The 18,801-nt window shown below is 64.4% G+C and carries 9 protein-coding genes and 1 rRNA gene; 2 read left to right on the forward strand and 8 right to left on the reverse strand.

The features are described from left to right. Positions 1-477: 477 nt before the first annotated feature. From ASG92_RS17005 to ASG92_RS17020, 4 genes are all read right to left on the reverse strand, one after another. Positions 478-2,002 (reverse strand): 16S ribosomal RNA (locus ASG92_RS17005). Positions 2,003-2,923: 921 nt separating this feature from the next. Beyond that, entirely contained in the window at positions 2,924-6,673 is a 3,750-nt protein-coding gene (locus ASG92_RS17010) for a 1,4-alpha-glucan branching enzyme (RefSeq protein ID WP_240987178.1), read from the reverse strand. 1 nt (position 6,674) lies between these two features. After that, a complete protein-coding gene (treS, locus tag ASG92_RS17015) occupies positions 6,675-8,471 on the reverse strand; it encodes a maltose alpha-D-glucosyltransferase (RefSeq protein ID WP_056630760.1) in 1,797 nt (598 codons plus the stop codon). 6 nt (positions 8,472-8,477) lie between these two features. Further along, on the reverse strand, positions 8,478-10,493 hold the full coding sequence (locus ASG92_RS17020) for an alpha-1,4-glucan--maltose-1-phosphate maltosyltransferase (protein ID WP_056630761.1): 2,016 nt from the start codon (positions 10,491-10,493) through the stop codon (positions 8,478-8,480). 188 nt (positions 10,494-10,681) lie between these two features. Here ASG92_RS17020 and glgP point away from each other — a divergent pair, with 188 nt between their 5' ends. Then, positions 10,682-13,300, forward strand: coding sequence for an alpha-glucan family phosphorylase (gene glgP / locus ASG92_RS17025; RefSeq protein ID WP_200952005.1), 2,619 nt, complete (start codon positions 10,682-10,684; stop codon positions 13,298-13,300). A gap of 25 nt (positions 13,301-13,325) precedes the next feature. Here glgP and ASG92_RS17030 read toward each other — a convergent pair whose 3' ends face one another. The 3 genes from ASG92_RS17030 to glgX are packed head-to-tail and all read right to left on the reverse strand — an operon-like array spanning position 13,326 to position 16,284. Beyond that, the gene (locus tag ASG92_RS17030) at positions 13,326-13,682 is read right to left on the reverse strand and encodes a barstar family protein (RefSeq protein WP_056630767.1); all 357 of its coding nucleotides are present in this window, start codon (positions 13,680-13,682) and stop codon (positions 13,326-13,328) included. Positions 13,683-13,687: 5 nt separating this feature from the next. Then, positions 13,688-14,143, reverse strand: a complete 456-nt coding sequence (locus ASG92_RS17035) for a ribonuclease domain-containing protein (protein WP_056632110.1) — start codon at positions 14,141-14,143, stop codon at positions 13,688-13,690. Between the two features lie 20 nt (positions 14,144-14,163). After that, the gene (gene glgX, locus ASG92_RS17040) at positions 14,164-16,284 is read right to left on the reverse strand and encodes a glycogen debranching protein GlgX (RefSeq protein WP_056630770.1); all 2,121 of its coding nucleotides are present in this window, start codon (positions 16,282-16,284) and stop codon (positions 14,164-14,166) included. Positions 16,285-16,399: 115 nt separating this feature from the next. On the opposite strand from glgX, the gene ASG92_RS17045 reads away from it, so the two are divergent. Then, on the forward strand, positions 16,400-17,209 hold the full coding sequence (locus tag ASG92_RS17045; RefSeq protein WP_056630773.1) for a carbon-nitrogen hydrolase family protein: 810 nt from the start codon (positions 16,400-16,402) through the stop codon (positions 17,207-17,209). Positions 17,210-17,737: 528 nt separating this feature from the next. Here ASG92_RS17045 and rlmB read toward each other — a convergent pair. Continuing rightward, a complete protein-coding gene (gene rlmB / locus ASG92_RS17050) occupies positions 17,738-18,730 on the reverse strand; it encodes a 23S rRNA (guanosine(2251)-2'-O)-methyltransferase RlmB (RefSeq protein WP_056632113.1) in 993 nt (330 codons plus the stop codon). Positions 18,731-18,801 lie beyond the last annotated feature (71 nt).

The raw sequence follows: 18,801 nt of genomic DNA on the forward strand, positions 1-18,801 counted from the left end.
TCTCAAACAACAACCCCGTACCACACACCCCACACACACCCACAAAGGGATAACGCGCGTGATCGGTGCAGCCAGGAAACCAGAAACAAACAAAACCCGGAAAGAAACCCTCCCGGCCCTGTTGCCTCAGGACCCAACAGTGTGCCAAACACTAAACCGCCCTTTACCCTCCCCGCACCGTTCCAGGACACCCGCGCCTTCCAAAGGAAGAGCAGGATCCGTACTGGGTGCCGGGAAGAAACCGGCGGCCGCTATTCGTTGATATTCCACCCATGAGCACCCGCCGCAGAACTTGCGTCTGCGCAACGGGCCTTTACTCCTGACAACCAGCCCTCCGGGACATGCGTCCCGGCCACCGGTTGTAGGTGCTCCTTAGAAAGGAGGTGATCCAGCCGCACCTTCCGGTACGGCTACCTTGTTACGACTTAGTCCCAATCGCCAGTCCCACCTTCGACGGCTNTTGTAGGTGCTCCTTAGAAAGGAGGTGATCCAGCCGCACCTTCCGGTACGGCTACCTTGTTACGACTTAGTCCCAATCGCCAGTCCCACCTTCGACGGCTCCCTCCCACAAGGGGTTAGGCCACCGGCTTCGGGTGTTACCAACTTTCGTGACTTGACGGGCGGTGTGTACAAGGCCCGGGAACGTATTCACCGCAGCGTTGCTGATCTGCGATTACTAGCGACTCCGACTTCATGGGGTCGAGTTGCAGACCCCAATCCGAACTGAGACCGGCTTTTTGGGATTAGCTCCACCTCACAGTATCGCAACCCTTTGTACCGGCCATTGTAGCATGCGTGAAGCCCAAGACATAAGGGGCATGATGATTTGACGTCGTCCCCACCTTCCTCCGAGTTGACCCCGGCAGTCTCCCATGAGTCCCCGCCATTACGCGCTGGCAACATGGAACGAGGGTTGCGCTCGTTGCGGGACTTAACCCAACATCTCACGACACGAGCTGACGACAACCATGCACCACCTGTGAACCGGCCCCAAAGGGGAAACCACATTTCTGCGGCGGTCCGGYCCATGTCAAGCCTTGGTAAGGTTCTTCGCGTTGCATCGAATTAATCCGCATGCTCCGCCGCTTGTGCGGGCCCCCGTCAATTCCTTTGAGTTTTAGCCTTGCGGCCGTACTCCCCAGGCGGGGCACTTAATGCGTTAGCTACGGCGCGGAAAACGTGGAATGTCCCCCACACCTAGTGCCCAACGTTTACGGCATGGACTACCAGGGTATCTAATCCTGTTCGCTCCCCATGCTTTCGCTCCTCAGCGTCAGTTAATGCCCAGAGACCTGCCTTCGCCATCGGTGTTCCTCCTGATATCTGCGCATTTCACCGCTACACCAGGAATTCCAGTCTCCCCTACATCACTCTAGTCTGCCCGTACCCACCGCAGATCCGGAGTTGAGCCCCGGACTTTCACGGCAGACGCGACAAACCGCCTACGAGCTCTTTACGCCCAATAATTCCGGATAACGCTTGCGCCCTACGTATTACCGCGGCTGCTGGCACGTAGTTAGCCGGCGCTTCTTCTGCAGGTACCGTCACTTTCGCTTCTTCCCTACTGAAAGAGGTTTACAACCCGAAGGCCGTCATCCCTCACGCGGCGTCGCTGCATCAGGCTTGCGCCCATTGTGCAATATTCCCCACTGCTGCCTCCCGTAGGAGTCTGGGCCGTGTCTCAGTCCCAGTGTGGCCGGTCACCCTCTCAGGCCGGCTACCCGTCGTCGCCTTGGTGAGCCATTACCTCACCAACAAGCTGATAGGCCGCGAGTCCATCCAAAACCACAAWAAAGCTTTCCACCCCCCACCATGCGATGAGGAGTCATATCCGGTATTAGACCCAGTTTCCCAGGCTTATCCCAGAGTTAAGGGCAGGTTACTCACGTGTTACTCACCCGTTCGCCACTAATCCCCCAGCAAGCTGGGATCATCGTTCGACTTGCATGTGTTAAGCACGCCGCCAGCGTTCATCCTGAGCCAGGATCAAACTCTCCGTTGAAGTAAAACAGACACAACCAGGCACCACGGGAAAACGCGGAACCAGGCTGCACAAAATTTGAAACCAGCTAAAAACACCAGACCATCCACGGGGTGGACGAGTCCGGCACAATCAACCAATTCATATAAAATAAACCGGTATCAACAAACTTGGCACACTATTGAGTTCTCAAACAACAGACACATGGGTGGACGAGTCCGGCACAATCAACCAATTCATATAAAATAAACCGGTATCAACAAACTTGGCACACTATTGAGTTCTCAAACAACAGACACACCCGGCACCACCACAACCACATTCGGTCGCGGATCGCTCCGGAGCAACTTTCCAAACTTACCCGGTTTCAAGACTCAAAGCAAATCAGCGTTTCCGCGATCCGCCGGCCATCGAAACCAGCCCCACCCTCACACAGCACACCAAACGGCGAACCATATTTCAGGCTGTTCAGAAGGGGATTGGCCGCCTCCGGTAACCAGCTCCTCGCCGGCCCCCTCTCGGCGACTTAGAAAACAATACACCCACCCCACCCCCACCGCAAACCCACCGGTATCAACAAACTTGGCACACTATTGAGTTCTCAAACAACAGACACACCCGGCACCACCACAACCACCATTCGGTCGCGGATCGCTCCGGAGCAACTTTTCAAACTTACCCGCTCGCTTCCTCCGTGTCAAATCGGCGTCTGCGGCTCCTGGATGCCTTGGGCATCTTAGCTGCTGTACCGACCAACTCCGGGGAGCGGCGCGGAAATAAACTCTACCACTACTTTGCCCTGCAGCCAACCCACCGCCGCAAGGGGCCGAAAAGGCCCGGAATCACGGGGATTCCGGGCCTTCTCGTCGCCCCGTCTGCGGGGTCCATTTGTGGGGTCCGTCAGCGGCGTCCGCTAACCTCGACGGACCGACCGCATGGTGCTTAAGTCAGCGGTCCGCCTGGCAGTGCCGCGCCACCGTCCTCGGGTGCGGGTGCGGGTGCGGCTGAGGCTGCGGCCGTGCCGCCTGCGACCCCTGCGATGCCGGCCGGCTGGAAGTAGGCGACGCCCAGCGGCGGCAGCGTGACGGTCAGGGTTGCGGGCTGACCGTCGATGCCCTCGTCCTCCGCCGTCAGGGTCCCCCCGTTGAGAACACCCGATCCGCCGTACGCGGGCGCGTCGGTGTTGAGCACTTCGGTCCAGGCACCGGTGGACGGCACTCCGAGGGCGTAGTCCTCATGCGGCCCGCCCGAGAAGTTGACCGCGCAGACCAACGGGTTCCCCTCGGTGTCCCAGCGGACGAATGTCAGGACGTTGCGGTCCGCGTCGGCTCCGTTGATCCACTGGAATCCGCCGGGCTCGTTGTCCCGCGTGTACAGCGCGGGAGTGGACTTGTACAGTTCGTTCAGGTCCTTGGTCAGCAGCTGAAGTCCCCGGTGCGCCGGGATGTCCGCCAGCCACCAGTCGAGGCCGTGCTGTTCGGACCATTCGGCTTCCTGGCCGAATTCGGTACCCATGAAAATGAGCTGCTTGCCGGGATGCGCCCACTGGTAGCCGAGGAACGCACGGAGGTTGGCCAACTGCTGCCAGCGGTCGCCGGGCATCTTGCGGAGCATGGACCCCTTGCCGTGGACCACCTCGTCGTGGCTGATCGGCAGGAGGAAGTTCTCGGTGAAGGCATAGACCATCGAGAACGTGACCGTGCCGTGGTGCCATTTCCGGTTGACCGGATCCTCAGAGGCGTACTTGAGCGAATCGTGCATCCAGCCCATGTTCCACTTGAGTCCGAAGCCGAGGCCGCCGTGGCTGGTCGGTGCCGTGACTCCGGGGAATGCAGTGGACTCCTCCGCGATCATGACCGCTCCCGGATGGGTCTTGTACACCGTGGCGTTGGTCTCCTGGAGGAACGAAATGGCCTCAAGGTTTTCTCGCCCGCCGAACCTGTTCGGCTGCCATTGGCCGTCTTCGCGGGAGTAGTCCAGGTACAGCATGGAAGCGACGGCATCCACGCGCAGGCCGTCGATGTGGAACTCGTCCAGCCAGTACAGCGCGTTGGCGACCAGGAAGTTGCGGACCTCGGTGCGCCCGAAGTCGAAGATCAGGGTGCCCCAGTCCGGGTGCTCCCCCAGGTTGGGATCGGCGTGTTCGTAAAGGGGCTGCCCGTCGAACTGGGCCAGGGCCCAGTTGTCCTTGGGGAAGTGCGCCGGCACCCAGTCCAGGATGACGCCGATGCCGGCCTGGTGGAGAGCATCCACCAGGTGACGGAACTCGTCCGGGTGGCCGAAGCGGGAAGTCGGAGCGAAGTAGGACGTGACCTGGTAGCCCCAGGAGCCGCCGAAGGGGTGCTCGGCCACCGGCATGAACTCAACGTGGCTGAAGCCCAGCCACTTCACATACTCCACGAGCTCCTTGGCCAGCTCGCGGTAGCTCAGGCCGAGCCGCCAGGACCCGAGGTGCACCTCGTAAACGCTCATGGGCGAGTTGTGGGGGTCCAGTTCGGCCCGCGCCTTCATCCAGTCATCGTCCTCGAACCGGTAGTGGGACTCGACCACCCTGGATGCGGTCAGCGGCGGCACCTCCGTGCCGAAGGCCAGGGGGTCAGCCTTCTCCACCCAGTAGCCGCCCTTGGCCTTGATCTCGAACTTGTAGCACGCCCCTGCTAAAACTCCGGGGACGAACAGTTCCCAAACACCGGAGGACCCGAGGGAGCGCAGTGAATTTTCGCGGCCGTCCCAGGCATTGAAGTCGCCCTTGACCCGCACGGCTTCGGCATTGGGAGCCCACACGGCGAACGACACGCCGTCGACGTCACCCAGTGAGGACTTGTAGTGCTGCACATGCGCGCCCAGCACCTCCCAGAGCTTCTCGTGGCGGCCCTCACCGATCAGGTGCAGGTCCACTTCGCCAACGGTGGGGAGGTAGCGGTACGGATCGTCCACGGTCACCGGTTCGGCACCCTCGTACGTCACCTCAAGCCGGTAGTCCGGCACGTGGCCGGCCTGCAGGGGCTCGACGACGGCAACCCACACGCCGTCGGACTCATGGGTCATGGGCACTGCGCCGGCAGCGGTAACTACGTTTACCGCTTCGGCCAGGTGCTTGACGGTGCGGATGGTTACGTGGCCGTAGTCATCGAGGTGGGCACCAAGCACCGAGTGCGGCGCGTGGTGTTCGCCAGCCGCCACCTGCGAGAGCGTATGCGCATCCACGTGTAACGGCGCGTGGTGGCTGTCGGTATGTGCAGAGCCTGTCATCTTCTTACCTTCCGCTGCGGCGCCGGCCGGTTCGCCGGTGCCTTTACTGCTGAGAAGCCGCTTGGACGCATTGACCGGAATGGCCAGCCAGCCGGGCCTGTTGCGCAATTCATAAACGACTTCGTACAACGCCTTGTCCAGCCACAATGCCACAAACAGCGGCGACTTCCGGTCGATCGTGCCGGGCGTGACTTCGGAATAGCCCGCGAGGAAGGCCTCGGCGCAGTCGTCGACCCAGGATTCGGGCACGCGGGCGTCGGTTCGCTCCCGCTCCGCGGCACCGGCGGCGTAGTCGAAGGAGCGCAGCATGCCCACCACGTCCCGCAGCGGCACATCGGGAAAATTACGTTCAGAGATGGGCCGCAGGGGCTCCCCCTCGAAATCGAGGATGGCCCACCGGTCAGGTCCGCCGCCGCTGCCGGGAACCTGAAGGATCTGGCCCAGATGGAGGTCTCCATGAATGCGCTGCAGCGCACCGGCCGGGACACCCTCGAGGTTGTTGAGCAGGCTTTCCAGCGCCTCTTCGTGAGGCCCGACGGCGGCACGGGCCTCCGTCCATGCCTGGCGGACGCGCTGCGCTACTCCGGGGGCGATGACGCCGCCCGGGACGGCTTCGGCGGAAACGCCGAGCGTTTCCGCGAGCCTGCGGTGGACCGTGGCTGTTGCGTGGCCCAGGGCGTGCGCCTCTGCGGTGAAGTCAACTCCGGCGCCGGCGGCTTCGACGGCGAGCCGCCAGGCGTCCCGGCCGCCGGCCAGGAACTCATGGGCCACCGCCAGTTCACCTTGGGCACGGCCGGCCGGGGCGTCCCATTCGCCGGTGACCCAGCCCAAGGTGGCCGGCACCTCGGTAGTGCGCGCGGCGGAAAGGGCAGCCCCGACTTCCACTTCAGGATTGCGTCCGGCGGAAAGCACCCGGAAGAACTTCACGATGGCCGCGGAGACGCCGTCGTCCACTATCACCGAACTGTTGGACTGTTCACCGGAGAGGACCTTGACCGTCCCGGAAGCGCGCGGCAGGGGCTGCCCGGCGCCCGACAGATGACCACTGGCCGTGCCGGCGGAAGCAAGTCCTTCCGTACGGATGAGTTCCAGCCATTCCGCAATGAACACACGGTCGTGGACGGCATCGTAGATCCATCGGTGGCCCAACTCGGCGTCGTCGCTTTCGCCGATCAGCGCACCCTCGGCGCCGGGCAGCGGTTCGCTGCGGTAGCTCAGCGGCACCTGCACAACATCGGTGCGGCGGCCGCCGTCGGCCGTGCCGGAAACCACGGCGGCGAGGAACACCTCGAGGCCCACCTTGCCCGAGGCGTCGTTGAGGATGAGTCCGCCCACGGGAGCCAGCGAAAATTCGGCAGATTTCACCGGGAACCAGCGCTGGCGCGGCAGCCAGCCGCGGAGCAGTTCTTCGAGCGTGGGTGTCAGCGTGGATTCGCTCATGTCAGCCCTCAATGGACAGGATCGGCATCGCCTGGGTAAACGGGGACGCCGGGTTGGAGGACGCCGTGCGGACCCGCAGCCAGAAGAAATCGTGGCTGCCCAGCGTCAGGGTCAGGTTCCCGTCCTCACCGATGCCCGGAAACGGCTGCCCGCCAAAAACGTCCCGGAGCCCGCGGCCGGCAAACTGCGGGACCTTCAGCGTTGTGGCCACCGGATGCTGCGAGAGGTTGAAGGCGCACAGGATGGACTCGGCCGGCTCACCTGCCGCGTTGCCCTCCGGCAGTTCGCGCAGGTAGGCCACGACGACGTCGTGGTCGGCTTCAACGTGCTTAAACCCGCCGAGGCCGAACGCCGCGTGGTTGCGCCGGACGCTCAGGATCTGGCGGGTCCAGCGCAGCAGGGATCCGGAGTGCGCGGCCTCAGCCTCGACATTCGCCATGCTGTAGTTGTAGACCAGCGACTGGATCACCGGGAGGTACAGCTTGCCCGGGTCGGCGTTGGAGAATCCCGCGTTGCGGTCCGGGTTCCACTGCATGGGCGTGCGGACGGCGTCGCGGTCTTCGAGCCAGATGTTGTCGCCCATGCCGATTTCGTCCCCGTAGTACAGAAAGGGGCTGCCCGGCAGGGACAGCAGCAGGGCGTTGATGAGCTCAATCTCTGCCCTGGAGTTATCCAGCAGCGGCGCCAGCCTGCGCCTGATGCCGATGTTGGCCCGCATGCGGGGGTCCGGGGCGTACCAGCCGAGCATGGCCGCCCGTTCATCCGCGGTGACCATTTCGAGCGTCAGTTCGTCGTGGTTCCGGAGGAACGTTCCCCATTGGGCGCCCTCCGGGATCTCCGGCGTGTCGTGCATGGTCTCGATGATCGGAGCCGCCTTCTGATCACGCAGCGCGTAGTACAGCCGCGGCATGATGGGAAAGTGGAACGCCATATGGCATTCAGGCTCTTCCTCGGTCCCGAAGTATTCCACCACCTCGTTGGGCGGCTGGTTGGCCTCGGCGATGATCACCCTGCCCGGGTAGCTGTCATCCACCATTTTCCGCAGCTTGCGCAGGAAGTCATGGGTGGCGGGCAGGTTTTCGCAGTTGGTGCCCTCTTCCTCGAACAGGTACGGAATGGCATCGGCCCGGAAGCCGTCAATCCCCTGGTCCAGCCAGAACCGCACGACGTCGAACAGCGCGTCGATGACCTTCGGATTCTCGAAATTCAGGTCCGGCTGGTGGCTGAAAAAACGGTGCCAGAAAAACTGGCGCCGGATGGGGTCGAAGGTCCAGTTGGACTCCTCCGTGTCCACGAAGATGATACGGGCGTCCTGGTACTTCTCATCGGTGTCGCTCCACACGTAGAAGTCACCGAACGGCCCGTCCGGGTCCTTCCGGGACTCTTGGAACCACGGGTGCTGGTCCGAGGTGTGGTTCAGCGGCAGGTCAATGATGACCCGGACTCCGCGGGCATGTGCCTCGGCAACAAGCCGTTTGAAGTCGCTGATGGTGCCGAACTCGTCAAGTACGGAGTTGTAGTCCGAAATGTCATAGCCGCCATCCCGCAGCGGTGACTGGAAGAACGGCGGAAGCCAGAGGCAGTCCACGCCCAGCCACTGCAGGTAGTCGAGTTTTTCGATCAGGCCATGGAAGTCGCCTGAGCCGTCGCCGTTGGCGTCCGCAAAACCCCGGACAAGCACCTCATAGAACACCGCCTTCCTGTACCACAGGGGATCGTGCTGCAATCCGGGGGCGTTGAGCTCGAACGAGCTCTTGGGTGTGAAGTGGTGACTCGGGTTCTGCGGGCTGAAACTCACTTGAGGCTACCTCCGGATGTTCAGAATGTGTGCAGGTTCAACATGGGCATCGAGTCTTACGTAGTTGTATTCGCCCCATTCCCACGCCTCGCCCGAGATCAGGTCATCGACACGGAATCCGCCGTTCGCGGTGAGGTCATCGGGGTCGAGTTGCAGTGCGGCGAGATCAAGCGAAACTGTGCTTTCCCGCGTGCTGTGCGGGTCCACATTGACCACCACGATGATGGTGTCCTTGGTGCCGTCCGGAAGGGTCTTGTGCTTGGAATACACGATGGTGGCGTCGTCGGTGCTGTGGTGCAGCGTCAGGTTCTGCAGGTCCCCCAGCGCCGGGTGGGCCTTCCGGATTTCGTTAAGCCGGGTCAGGTACGGTGCGAGGGTCCTGCCGGACGCGTCGGCCGCGTCCCAGTCGCGGGCCTTGTACTCGAACTTCTCGTTGTCGATGTACTCCTCCGCCCCTGGCCTGGCCACATGCTCGTACAGCTCGTAGCCGGCGTACACGCCCCACAGCGGGGTGGCGGTGGCAGCGAGGGCCGCCCGGATCTTGAACGCGGCGGGCCCGCCGTACTGCAGGTACTCGGTGAGGATGTCCGGCGTGTTGACGAAGAAGTTCGGCCGGAAGTAGGCCGGCGACACGTGGCTGACCTCCTGGAAGTACGCTTCGAGTTCCTTCTTGGTATTGCGCCACGTGAAGTACGTGTAGGACTGCTGGAAGCCGGCCCTGCCCAGCGCATGCATCATGGCGGGCCGGGTGAAGGCCTCGGCGAGGAACACGACATCCGGGTTCTTCTTGTTGACCTTGGCGATCAGCCATTCCCAGAACCACACGGGCTTGGTGTGCGGGTTGTCCACGCGGAAGATCTTCACGCCATGGCTGACCCAGAGCTGGACGATGCGCAGGATTTCCTTGGACAGGCCCTCGGGATCGTTGTCGAAGTTGAGGGGGTAGATGTCCTGGTACTTCTTCGGCGGGTTTTCCGCGTAAGCGATGCTGCCGTCAACGCGCGTGGTGAACCATTCCGGGTTGGTCTGCACCCAGGGGTGGTCCGGCGCCGCCTGCAGCGCAAGGTCGAGTGCCACCTCCAGACCGAGTTCGTTGGCCCGCGCCACGAAGGCGTCGAAGTCCTCAAAGGTTCCGAGGTCCGGGTGGATGGCGTCGTGGCCGCCTTCCTTCGAACCGATGGCCCAGGGCGAACCGGGATCGTGGGGACCGGCAATCAGGGTGTTGTTCGGGCCCTTGCGGTGCTGCACGCCGATCGGGTGGATGGGCGGCATGTAGATGACGTCGAAGCCCATGCCGGCGACGGCGTCCAGCCTCTTGGCCGCAGTCCGGAAGTTGCCCGACGTCCATTCGCCCGTCGAATGGTCCCGGACGGCGCCTTCCGACCGGGGAAAGAACTCATACCAGGCCCCGCGGCCGGCGAGGTCCCGCTCAACCAGCAGCGGAAAGGCTTCGGACACAGCGACCAGCTCGCGGATCGGCTCCCGGTCGACGACGGCGGCCACGTCCGCGCCGAAGCCCGCCCCCAGCCGTTCTTCGGCGGACAGCGACGTGTCGGACACCACCGAGGCGGCGGTCCGGAGGGTTCGCCTGTCGTCGGAGTTCCGGGAAGGATCTTCGGCAGCCTGGGACAGCAGTGCGGCCCCTTCGTCGAGCATCAGCTCGACGTCGATGCCCGCTTCGACCTTGACCTCGGCGTTGTGGTGCCAAGTGCCGTAGCGGTCGTGCCAGGCTTCGATGACGAACGACCAGTTGCCGGTTTCCGCCGGCGTCAGCAGGCCTTCCCAGAGGTCCGTGCCCTTGCCCCGGTCCCCGGGCGGGGGCTGCAGCCGCACCCGCTGGCGTTCCTTGCCTTTCGGATCCAGGAGGACCGCGCTCACGCCAAGCTGGTCATGGCCTTCGCGGAAGGACCGGGCACTGACCACGATTCCCTCGCCGGGGAGGGCCTTCGCCGGGAACTTCCCCCCTTCAACAACAGGCTGGACGTCCGTGATCGGAAAACGGCCAAACCGGAGGCCGTCCATGATCGAAACTTTCGGCGTTTGCTTTGCTGGGGCACTGGTTCGCGTGTTAGTCGTCACAGGCTCGACGTTAGCGAGAAACGGGGCGAATTGCTAAGCCTGCGATCCTAATTTGCGAACAGATTCGTCATTTACCGGAAAGTAATCGAAAGCGGTTCCTGCCGTTCATCTTGTCGGTTAGTGTGGCGCAGGTGAAGGCAATCCGCAGATTTACCGTCCGTACCGTTCTTCCCGAACCGATCCGGCCGCTTGCCCGTTTGGCCACCAACCTTCGCTGGTCCTGGCACCGGCCCACGAGGGAACTCTTCGAGGGGCTCAACCCCAAAGTATGGGCCGAAAGCGGCAACGATCCGGTAAGTTTCCTGGGACTTGTGGGCCGCGAGGAAATGCACCGGCTGGCCACTGACCAGGATGTAGTGGCCCGTGTGCAGGCTGCGGCCGATGACCTCGACCGGTACCTCCAGGAACCGCGCTGGTACCAGAGCCTGGGTCACGACGCCCCTGCCTCCATTGCCTACTTCTCCCCCGAATTCGGCATCACCGAAGTCCTGCCCCAGTACTCGGGCGGCCTCGGCATCCTCGCCGGTGACCACCTCAAGGCGGCCTCCGATCTCGGTGTTCCGCTGATCGGAGTGGGACTTCTTTACCAGGCCGGTTATTTCAAACAGTCCCTGTCCCGCGACGCCTGGCAGCAGGAGACCTATCCGGTGATTGACCCGGACGGCCTGCCCCTGACGCTGCTGCGCGAGCCCTCCGCGGACGGCAACGGCAAGCCCATCCAAATTGCGCTGCCGCTGCCCAACAGCCGGCGCCTTTTGGCACACATCTGGCGTGCCGACGTCGGGCGAGTCCCCCTTCTGCTGCTCGATTCCAACGTCCCGGGCAATGACGACGCCGCCCGCGGCATCACCGACCGCCTCTACGGAGGCGGAGGTGACCACCGGCTGCAGCAGGAGCTCCTGCTGGGCATGGGCGGCGTGAAGGCGCTGCGGGTCTACGAGCGGCTGACGGGCACCACGGCGCCGGAGGTGTTCCACACCAATGAGGGCCACGCCGGGTTCCTGGGCATCGAGCGGATCCAGGAGCTGATGGCCGGGGAGCAGGCCCTTACGTTCGATGAGGCCCTCGCCGCCGGACGCGCGTCCACCGTGTTCACCACCCACACGCCCGTTCCGGCCGGCATCGACCGCTTCGAAACGGCGCAGATACAGCATTTCTTCGAAGCAGGCCTTGCACCGGACGTTCCCATATCGCGGATCCTGGACCTCGGCCGGGAAGACTTCGCGGACGGAAACCCCTTCCTCTTCAACATGGCCGTCATGGGCCTCCGGCTTGCGCAGCGCGCCAACGGCGTGGCCAAGCTCCACGGTGAGGTGTCACGGGGCATGTTCTCTGCGCTCTGGCCGGGATTCGACCACTCCGAGGTGCCCATCACCTCGGTGACCAACGGCGTGCACGTTCCCACCTGGGTTGATGCCCGGATTTCAAGTTTCGCCCGGAAGCGCTTCGGCCCCGAGGCGGACGTCAACGGCCGCTGGGACCTCGCCTACAACGTCAGCGACGCCGAGGTCTGGGCGCTGCGTCGTGAAATGCGTGTCTCACTCGTCGAGGACGTCCGGCGCAGGCTGCGTGCGGCCTGGAAGAAGCGGGGTGCTGCCGACGCCGAGCTGGGCTGGACCGACTCGGTGCTGGATCCGGACATCCTCACCATCGGGTTCGCCAGGCGCGTGCCCACCTACAAGCGGCTGACGCTGATGCTGCGCGAGCCCGAACGGCTGAAGGCCCTCCTGCTGCACAAGGAGCACCCCATCCAGCTGGTCATCGCGGGGAAGTCCCACCCGGCGGACGACGCCGGGAAGAAGATGATCCAGGACCTGGTCCGCTTTACCGATGATCCCGCCGTCCGCCACCGCATCGTGTTCCTGCCGAACTACGACATCGCCATGGCCAGGACGCTGTTCCCGGGCTGCGACGTCTGGCTGAACAATCCGCTGCGTCCGCTGGAAGCCTGCGGCACGTCCGGCATGAAGGCGGCCATCAACGGGTCCCTCAACCTGTCGGTGCTCGACGGCTGGTGGGATGAGATGTACGACGGCGAGAACGGCTGGGCGATTCCGACCGCCAACAACGGCGCTTCCGCCGAGGAACGGGACGACATCGAGGCAGCTGCGCTGTATGAGCTGCTCGAGACCCAGGTTGCCCCGCGTTTCTACGGCAACACCGTATCGGAGTCGGCCGGCGCTGCGGGTCCGTCCGAGTCCGGCCAGGAGAAGATTCCCACGCACTGGGTGTCCATGATCAAGCACACGCTGGCCCACCTGGGTCCGGCCGTCTCGGCCGAACGGATGCTGCAGGACTACGTCAATATCCTGTACAGGCCCGCCGCAATCTCGGGCCGGCATGCCGTGGCCGATTCCTTCGCCCAGGCCAAAGCACTCGCGGCCTGGGTCTCAAAGGTCCGTGCGGCCTGGCCCTACCTCCACGTGGAGCATGTGGACTCCGTGGGCGTGTCCGAGGAGCCGCAGATCGGTGACACGCTGCAGGTCAACGCCTACGTGGGGCTGCAGAACCTGTCCCCCGGCGACGTCTCCGTGGAGGTGGCTTACGGCCAGGCGGAGGAAAACGACGAACTCGCCAATGTGACCTTGGTTGAACTGGAGCCCAAGGAGGAACTCGGCAGCGGCCACCACCTCTTCAGCGGGTCCATCGTGATCGACCGCTCCGGGTCCTTCGGGTACACCGTCCGCGTGCTGCCCAAGCACGAAGCGCTGGCATCCAAGGCCGAACTGGGGCTGATCGTCAACGCGTAGTCAGCCTGGGCTCAAACGTCGCCGCTTAAAGGAAGACGGCGATGACTGACAGGTCCTGGCCGGCGTAGCTTTCCGCGTCCTGGAGGATCTCGCAGATGATGCCGAAGGACCGGTCGCTGCGGAAGGCGGCAGGCACCTGCCAGATGACGGTAAGAGGTTCCTGGCCGTCGTCGGAGATGGCGTCGGCGAAGTCGTGCAGCGAGTCGTTGAGGGCGTCAAGGTTCACGCCGTAGTGTTCGGGGAAGTCCAGTGCCTCACCGAAGGTCGCCAGCACGGCCTTCTTGGAATCCGCGGCCGGGATCACCAGGCTGCGGCGGCCCGCGTCGGAAACCTGGTCGCGCAACTCGTCAACGGTCCAGGTGTCCCCGGAATAGATCTTCATGGGTGTTACTTGCCTTCTGCTATGAATTTGAACGACTCGTAGTGGTCCGGAGTGTAGTACTTCTCGCCGTCCTTGCCCGCCACTATCCTGCGGGCGCCCCTGTCTGACTCGCCGGGCGTCGGAACCGTGTACTCCGTGTAGTACCCGACCGATTTGCGCGGCAGGAGGCGTTCAAAGTTGCTGAACGTCGCGCCGTCGCGGTTGTAAGGAAAGGGGCCGCCCAGCCGGATCAGGGCGAGGGTGCGGCGGCCTTCGGCCGGCAACTGGGATTCCCTGATGGAGGCGAGGCCGGAGAGGTTGGGAACGGCCGTCGCGTTGCCGGACGGCACGGGTGACGCAGCGCCCGGCGATGCCGTGGCCGCGGGAGGCTGCGCCGTGGGTGACGAAACGAGGCTGAACGCCACGAGGATCACCAAGGCGAGCCCGATCAGCAGCGACCCAACGGCCAATAGCCTGCGCATGTTGGTGGGGTGCACGTGGCCTAGGTGCGGTAGATGCTGATGGTGTTCGCCGGCACGATGTCCCGCTCACCGGAGGAGACCTGGGCGCCCTGGCGGCGGTCGTGGAGGTCGGACGTGGTCAGGCGCAGTTCGAAGATCCGCTTGCCCGTGCCGTCATCGTTGGTGACCTGGGGAAGGGTGACGTCGGCATCCTCGCGGCCGCCGTTGACCACAACGAGCCCTGCCATCTGCCCGTCGTCGGAGCCCAGCAGCAGCTGCACCACCCTGTGCCGCGGATCGTTCCACCGTTCCATGGACATGGGCTGGCCGTCCTCGTCATACCAGTACAGGTAGGACTGTGCGTCGCGGACCGGGTAATCGTGGGGCTGGCCGGCCAGGAATTCCTTGCGGAGGCGGATGACGCGCTTGGTGCTGCGCAGCATGGCGTGGGACTCCGGCGTGCTGGTCCAGTCGAGCCACGCAAGGGGATTGTCCTGGCAGTAGGCGTTGTTGTTTCCCTGCTGGGTGCGTCCGAGTTCGTCGCCGGCCGTGATCATCGGAACCCCGAGGGAGATCATGAGCGAGGCCATCAGGTTGCGCCGGGTCTGGGCGCGCCTGGCGAGGATGCTTTCGTCCTCGGTGCGCCCTTCAAAACCGTGGTTGTAGCTTCGGTTGTCGCCGTGGCCGTCCCGGTTCTGCTCGCCGTTGGCCTCGTTGTGCTTGCGGTCGTAGGACACGAGGTCGGTCATGGTGAAACCGTCGTGGGCGGTGATGAAGTTCAGCGACGCCAGCCAGGAACGCCCTGACGGTTCGAAGAGGCTCGCCGAGCCGGACATGGCATCCGCCAGCCGGGCCACGGATCCGCCCTGGCCGCCGGCGTCGATCGCCGCACGGTCCGTGAGCCAGAAAGAGCGCACGGCGTCGCGGTAGTGGTCGTTCCAGTCCACCCAGCCTCCCGGGAAGCGTCCGGTCTGCCAACCGCCGTAGCCTACGTCCCAGGGTTCGGCGATCAGCTTGACCCGGGACAGGACCGGGTCCGCCGCGACGGCCACAAGGAACGGATGGTTCGGATCGAACTCGTTGTCGGCGTTCCGGCACAGCGTGACGGCCAGATCGAAGCGGAAGCCGTCGACGTGGAATTCGTCCACCCAGTAGCGGAGCGAATCCATCACCAGCTGGACCACGCGGGGCTCGCCAAAATTGAGCGTGTTCCCGCAGCCTGTGGTGTCGATGTATTTGCCGTGGCCGTCGGTGCGGTAATACTTCTGCTCGCCCAGTCCGCGGAAGCCGAAGGTGTGGCCGTCCGGCCCGCCTTCGGCGGTGTGGTTGTAGACGACGTCCAGGATGACTTCGATGCCGGCGGCATGGAGCAGTTTGACCATGCCTTTGAACTCGTCCTGAACGGCGTGGGGCCCGGAGTCCTGTGCGGCCTGCGTGGCGTACGCCGGGTGCGGGGCGAAGAATGCCGCCGTGTTGTAGCCCCAGTAGTTGGTCATGCCGAGGTTCTGAAGGTGCGGCTCGTCGAGGTGGAAATGCACCGGCAGCAGCTGCACGGCCGTAATGCCGAGGCCGGTGAGGTGCTCAATCATGGCCGGATGGGCCATGCCCGCGTAGGTACCGCGCAGGGCCTCCGGGATATCCGGGTGCAGCATGCTCTGCCCCCGGACGTGGGCCTCGTAGATGATGGTGTTGCGCCACGCCGTGTGCGGGCGGTCGTCGCCGCCCCAGTCGAAGTCGCTGGACATCCTGACGTTCGTCAGGAAACCGTTGCGTTGGTCCACGGCGCGCCCGTAGGGATCGAGCAGCAGCGGCTGCCGGTCGTCGTCGTGGTCGTCGTCAAAATTCACGGTGGGAACTGAGAGCGGCAGCACCTGCCCCTCGGTAGCGGAGCGGAATCCGTAGCGCGAGCCGACCGGGAATCCCTCAACAATGCCGTGGTGGACGCCATTCGTGACGTTCGGCAGTGGCTGGAGCCGCCAGCTGCCTCCCGGTGCCTGGTACGCGACTTCCAGTGTGAGAACGCTGGGCGCATAGACTGCCACGTTGGCGCGCCCGTCGTGCGAGCCGTCCTCGGCCGACCTGGGGCGCGGGGAACTGACGCCGAGGGGGAAGGCCTGGGAGGCGTCCACGGCCGAGGCTGTGTCTAAGAGAGGCATTACCATCGGTTAAAGCTTAGCTGGCACAGACAAATAGCTGATCTATTCCGCGATGTTACATGCGACGGGGCCGAGTCCGGGCAGCGGCATACTGGTAGTACGCACCGATATGGAGGTACTCGTGAGGGTTGCACTTGCCCAGATCATCACCGGCCGGGACCTGGCCGCCAACCTCGTGCTGGTCGAGGAGTATGCCCGCCGCGCCAAGGACGGCGGCGCCGAGCTGGTCGTGTTCCCTGAGGCCACCATGCGCGCCTTCGGGAATTCGCTCATCGACATCGCAGAACCGCTGGATGGCCCGTGGGCCAACCAGGTCCGCGCCATTTCCGCCGAGCTGGGGATCGTGATCGTCGCCGGCATGTTCACCCCTGGAGCATCGCCCTCCGGAGGGCAGGCTAAAGTCCGGAATACTCTGCTGGTCACCGGTCCCGGCGTGGAAGCCAGCTACGACAAGGTTCACCTCTTTGATGCCTTCGGCTTCCTCGAATCGGACACCGTGGACGCCGGGACGGGTCCCGTAACGTTCGACGCCGGCGGCGTCACCTTTGGCCTGGCCACCTGCTACGACATCCGCTTCCCGGCGCTTTTCACGGCTAACGCCGACCGTGGAGCGGTTGCGAACATCGTCTGCGCCTCGTGGGGTTCGGGGCCGGGCAAGGTGGAGCAGTGGCAGCTCCTGGCCCGCGCCCGCGGAGTGGACACCACCACGTACGTGCTTGCGTGCGGGCAGGGCGATCCGGCCACGCAGGGTGTTGAACCGCGAGGCGCCGCGCCCACCGGCGTGGGGCACACCGCCGTCGTTTCGCCTTTCGGCGAAGTCTTGGAAGAGCTCGACGGCGCCCCCGGCCTGCTGTTCGCCGACCTGGATCCCGCCGTGGTCAAGGAAGCCCAAACCAAGCTCCCGGTCCTGGCCAACCGCCGCGAGTTCTGAGCTCAGCCCCCCAGCGAGACGCCGCGGACGCCGAGTTCCGCTGATGCGTTCCGCGGACACCGACGCCTTGCCGTCGCTTAGACACCTCCCGGCGCCTTCTCCGGCCGCGGCCGGCCTCCGGCGGCTCTGGTCGGCGATGCGCTCCTTAGCAAGCCATCGCCGCCCGCTGGTTAGGGTCGGCACGCACCTCCGTTTCACTCACGGTTAAAAGGAAACGCTCCCGCACATCATGTGCGGGAGCGTTTCCCGTTTTCCGGCAAGAGCTGCGAGAGCGTTTCCGATTCTCGAACGACCGAAAGACGCCTTAACCGCTAGCCGCAGCGGCCGTTTTGCTAAGGAGCGCATCGCCGACCAGAGCCGAAGAAGGCCGCCCGCGGCCGGATGAGGCGACGGGAGGAAGGGATGCCCCGAGGGCCCCGAACTGAGCTTGCGAAGTTTGGGAAGGGGCATCCCGCTAAGCGACGGCAAAGCGGCCGCTGCGGCGGACCCTTGGAGAGGACCCGACGGCAAAGCGGCCGCCTCGGGAAGCTACTTGGCGGCGCGCTGGCGGGAGACTTCGTAGAGGGAGATGCCGACGGCCATGGAGGCGTTGAGCGACTCCATGGCGGAGTCGATCGGGATGGAGACGATCTGGTCGCAGTTCTCACGGACGAGGCGGCTGAGGCCCTTGCCTTCGGAACCCACAACGATGCAGACGGGCTCAGTGGCCAGGGTGAGGTCCGGCAGCGAGACGTCGCCGTCGCCGTCGAGCCCCAGGACGAAGATGCCCATGGACTTGAACTGCTTCAGGGCGTTGTTCAGGTTGGACGCACGGGCCACGGGCACGCGGACGGCAGCGCCGGCGCTGGTCTTCCAGGCGGCGGCCGTAACACCCACGGACCGGCGTTCCGGGACGATCACGCCGTGGCCGCTGAAGGCCGAGACGGAGCGGATGATGGCGCCGAGGTTGCGGGGGTCCGTGATGCCGTCCAGGGCAACGAAGATGGGCGCGTTCGAGACGTGCCCCTTTTTCCACCGTTCGACGGTCTGCTCGGCCAGGTCATAGGCATCCTGGTATTCGTACGGCGGGATCTGCAGCACGAGGCCCTGGTGCACGGCGTCGTCGGTCATCCGGTCAAGTTCCGGCTTGCCGGTTTCCAGCAGCGGGATGCCGCGTTCGGCGGCAAGCTTGAGCGATTCCTTGACGCGGTCGTCCATCTCGATGCGGATCGCCACGTGCAGTGCCTTGGCCGGGATCCCGGCACGGAGCGCCTCCACGACGGAGTTGCGGCCCGTGACCACTTCCTCAGTGGCGCGGCCCTTGGGGCCCGAACGTGCGCCGGCGCTGCGGCCGCCTCCGGCGCGCTTGGCCTCGGAGCGCTCCGAGAGCTGCTTGCTCTTGTAGGCCTTGTGATACGGGCGATCCTCGGCTTTGGGGGTTGGCCCCTTGCCTTCGAGTGCCTTGCGCCCGTGGCCACCGGTTCCGGTGGTGGGGCCCTTCTTAAGCTTGCGGATTGCGCCCGGGCGACCGTTGTTGGCCATGAGTTCCACCCTTGGTTGTATTGAGTAAGTCTGAACTCCAGTCTACTGACTCAAGTTAAATCGTTGACCGG

Origin of the sequence: Arthrobacter sp. Soil736, assembly GCF_001428005.1 — a bacterium.
Classification (GTDB): Bacteria; Actinomycetota; Actinomycetes; order Actinomycetales; family Micrococcaceae; genus Arthrobacter.

Bases quoted from the DNA above. Each gene is read 5' to 3' on its own strand.
- ASG92_RS17010 (WP_240987178.1), bottom strand. From the start codon at position 6,673: ATGAGCGAATCCACGCTGACACCCACGCTCGAAGAACTGCTCCGCGGC.
- ASG92_RS17020 (WP_056630761.1), bottom strand. From the start codon at position 10,493: ATGGACGGCCTCCGGTTTGGCCGTTTTCCGATCACGGACGTCCAGCCT.
- ASG92_RS17030 (WP_056630767.1), bottom strand. From the start codon at position 13,682: ATGAAGATCTATTCCGGGGACACCTGGACCGTTGACGAGTTGCGCGAC.
- ASG92_RS17035 (WP_056632110.1), bottom strand. From the start codon at position 14,143: ATGCGCAGGCTATTGGCCGTTGGGTCGCTGCTGATCGGGCTCGCCTTG.
- glgX (WP_056630770.1), bottom strand. From the start codon at position 16,284: ATGGTAATGCCTCTCTTAGACACAGCCTCGGCCGTGGACGCCTCCCAG.
- rlmB (WP_056632113.1), bottom strand. From the start codon at position 18,730: ATGGCCAACAACGGTCGCCCGGGCGCAATCCGCAAGCTTAAGAAGGGC.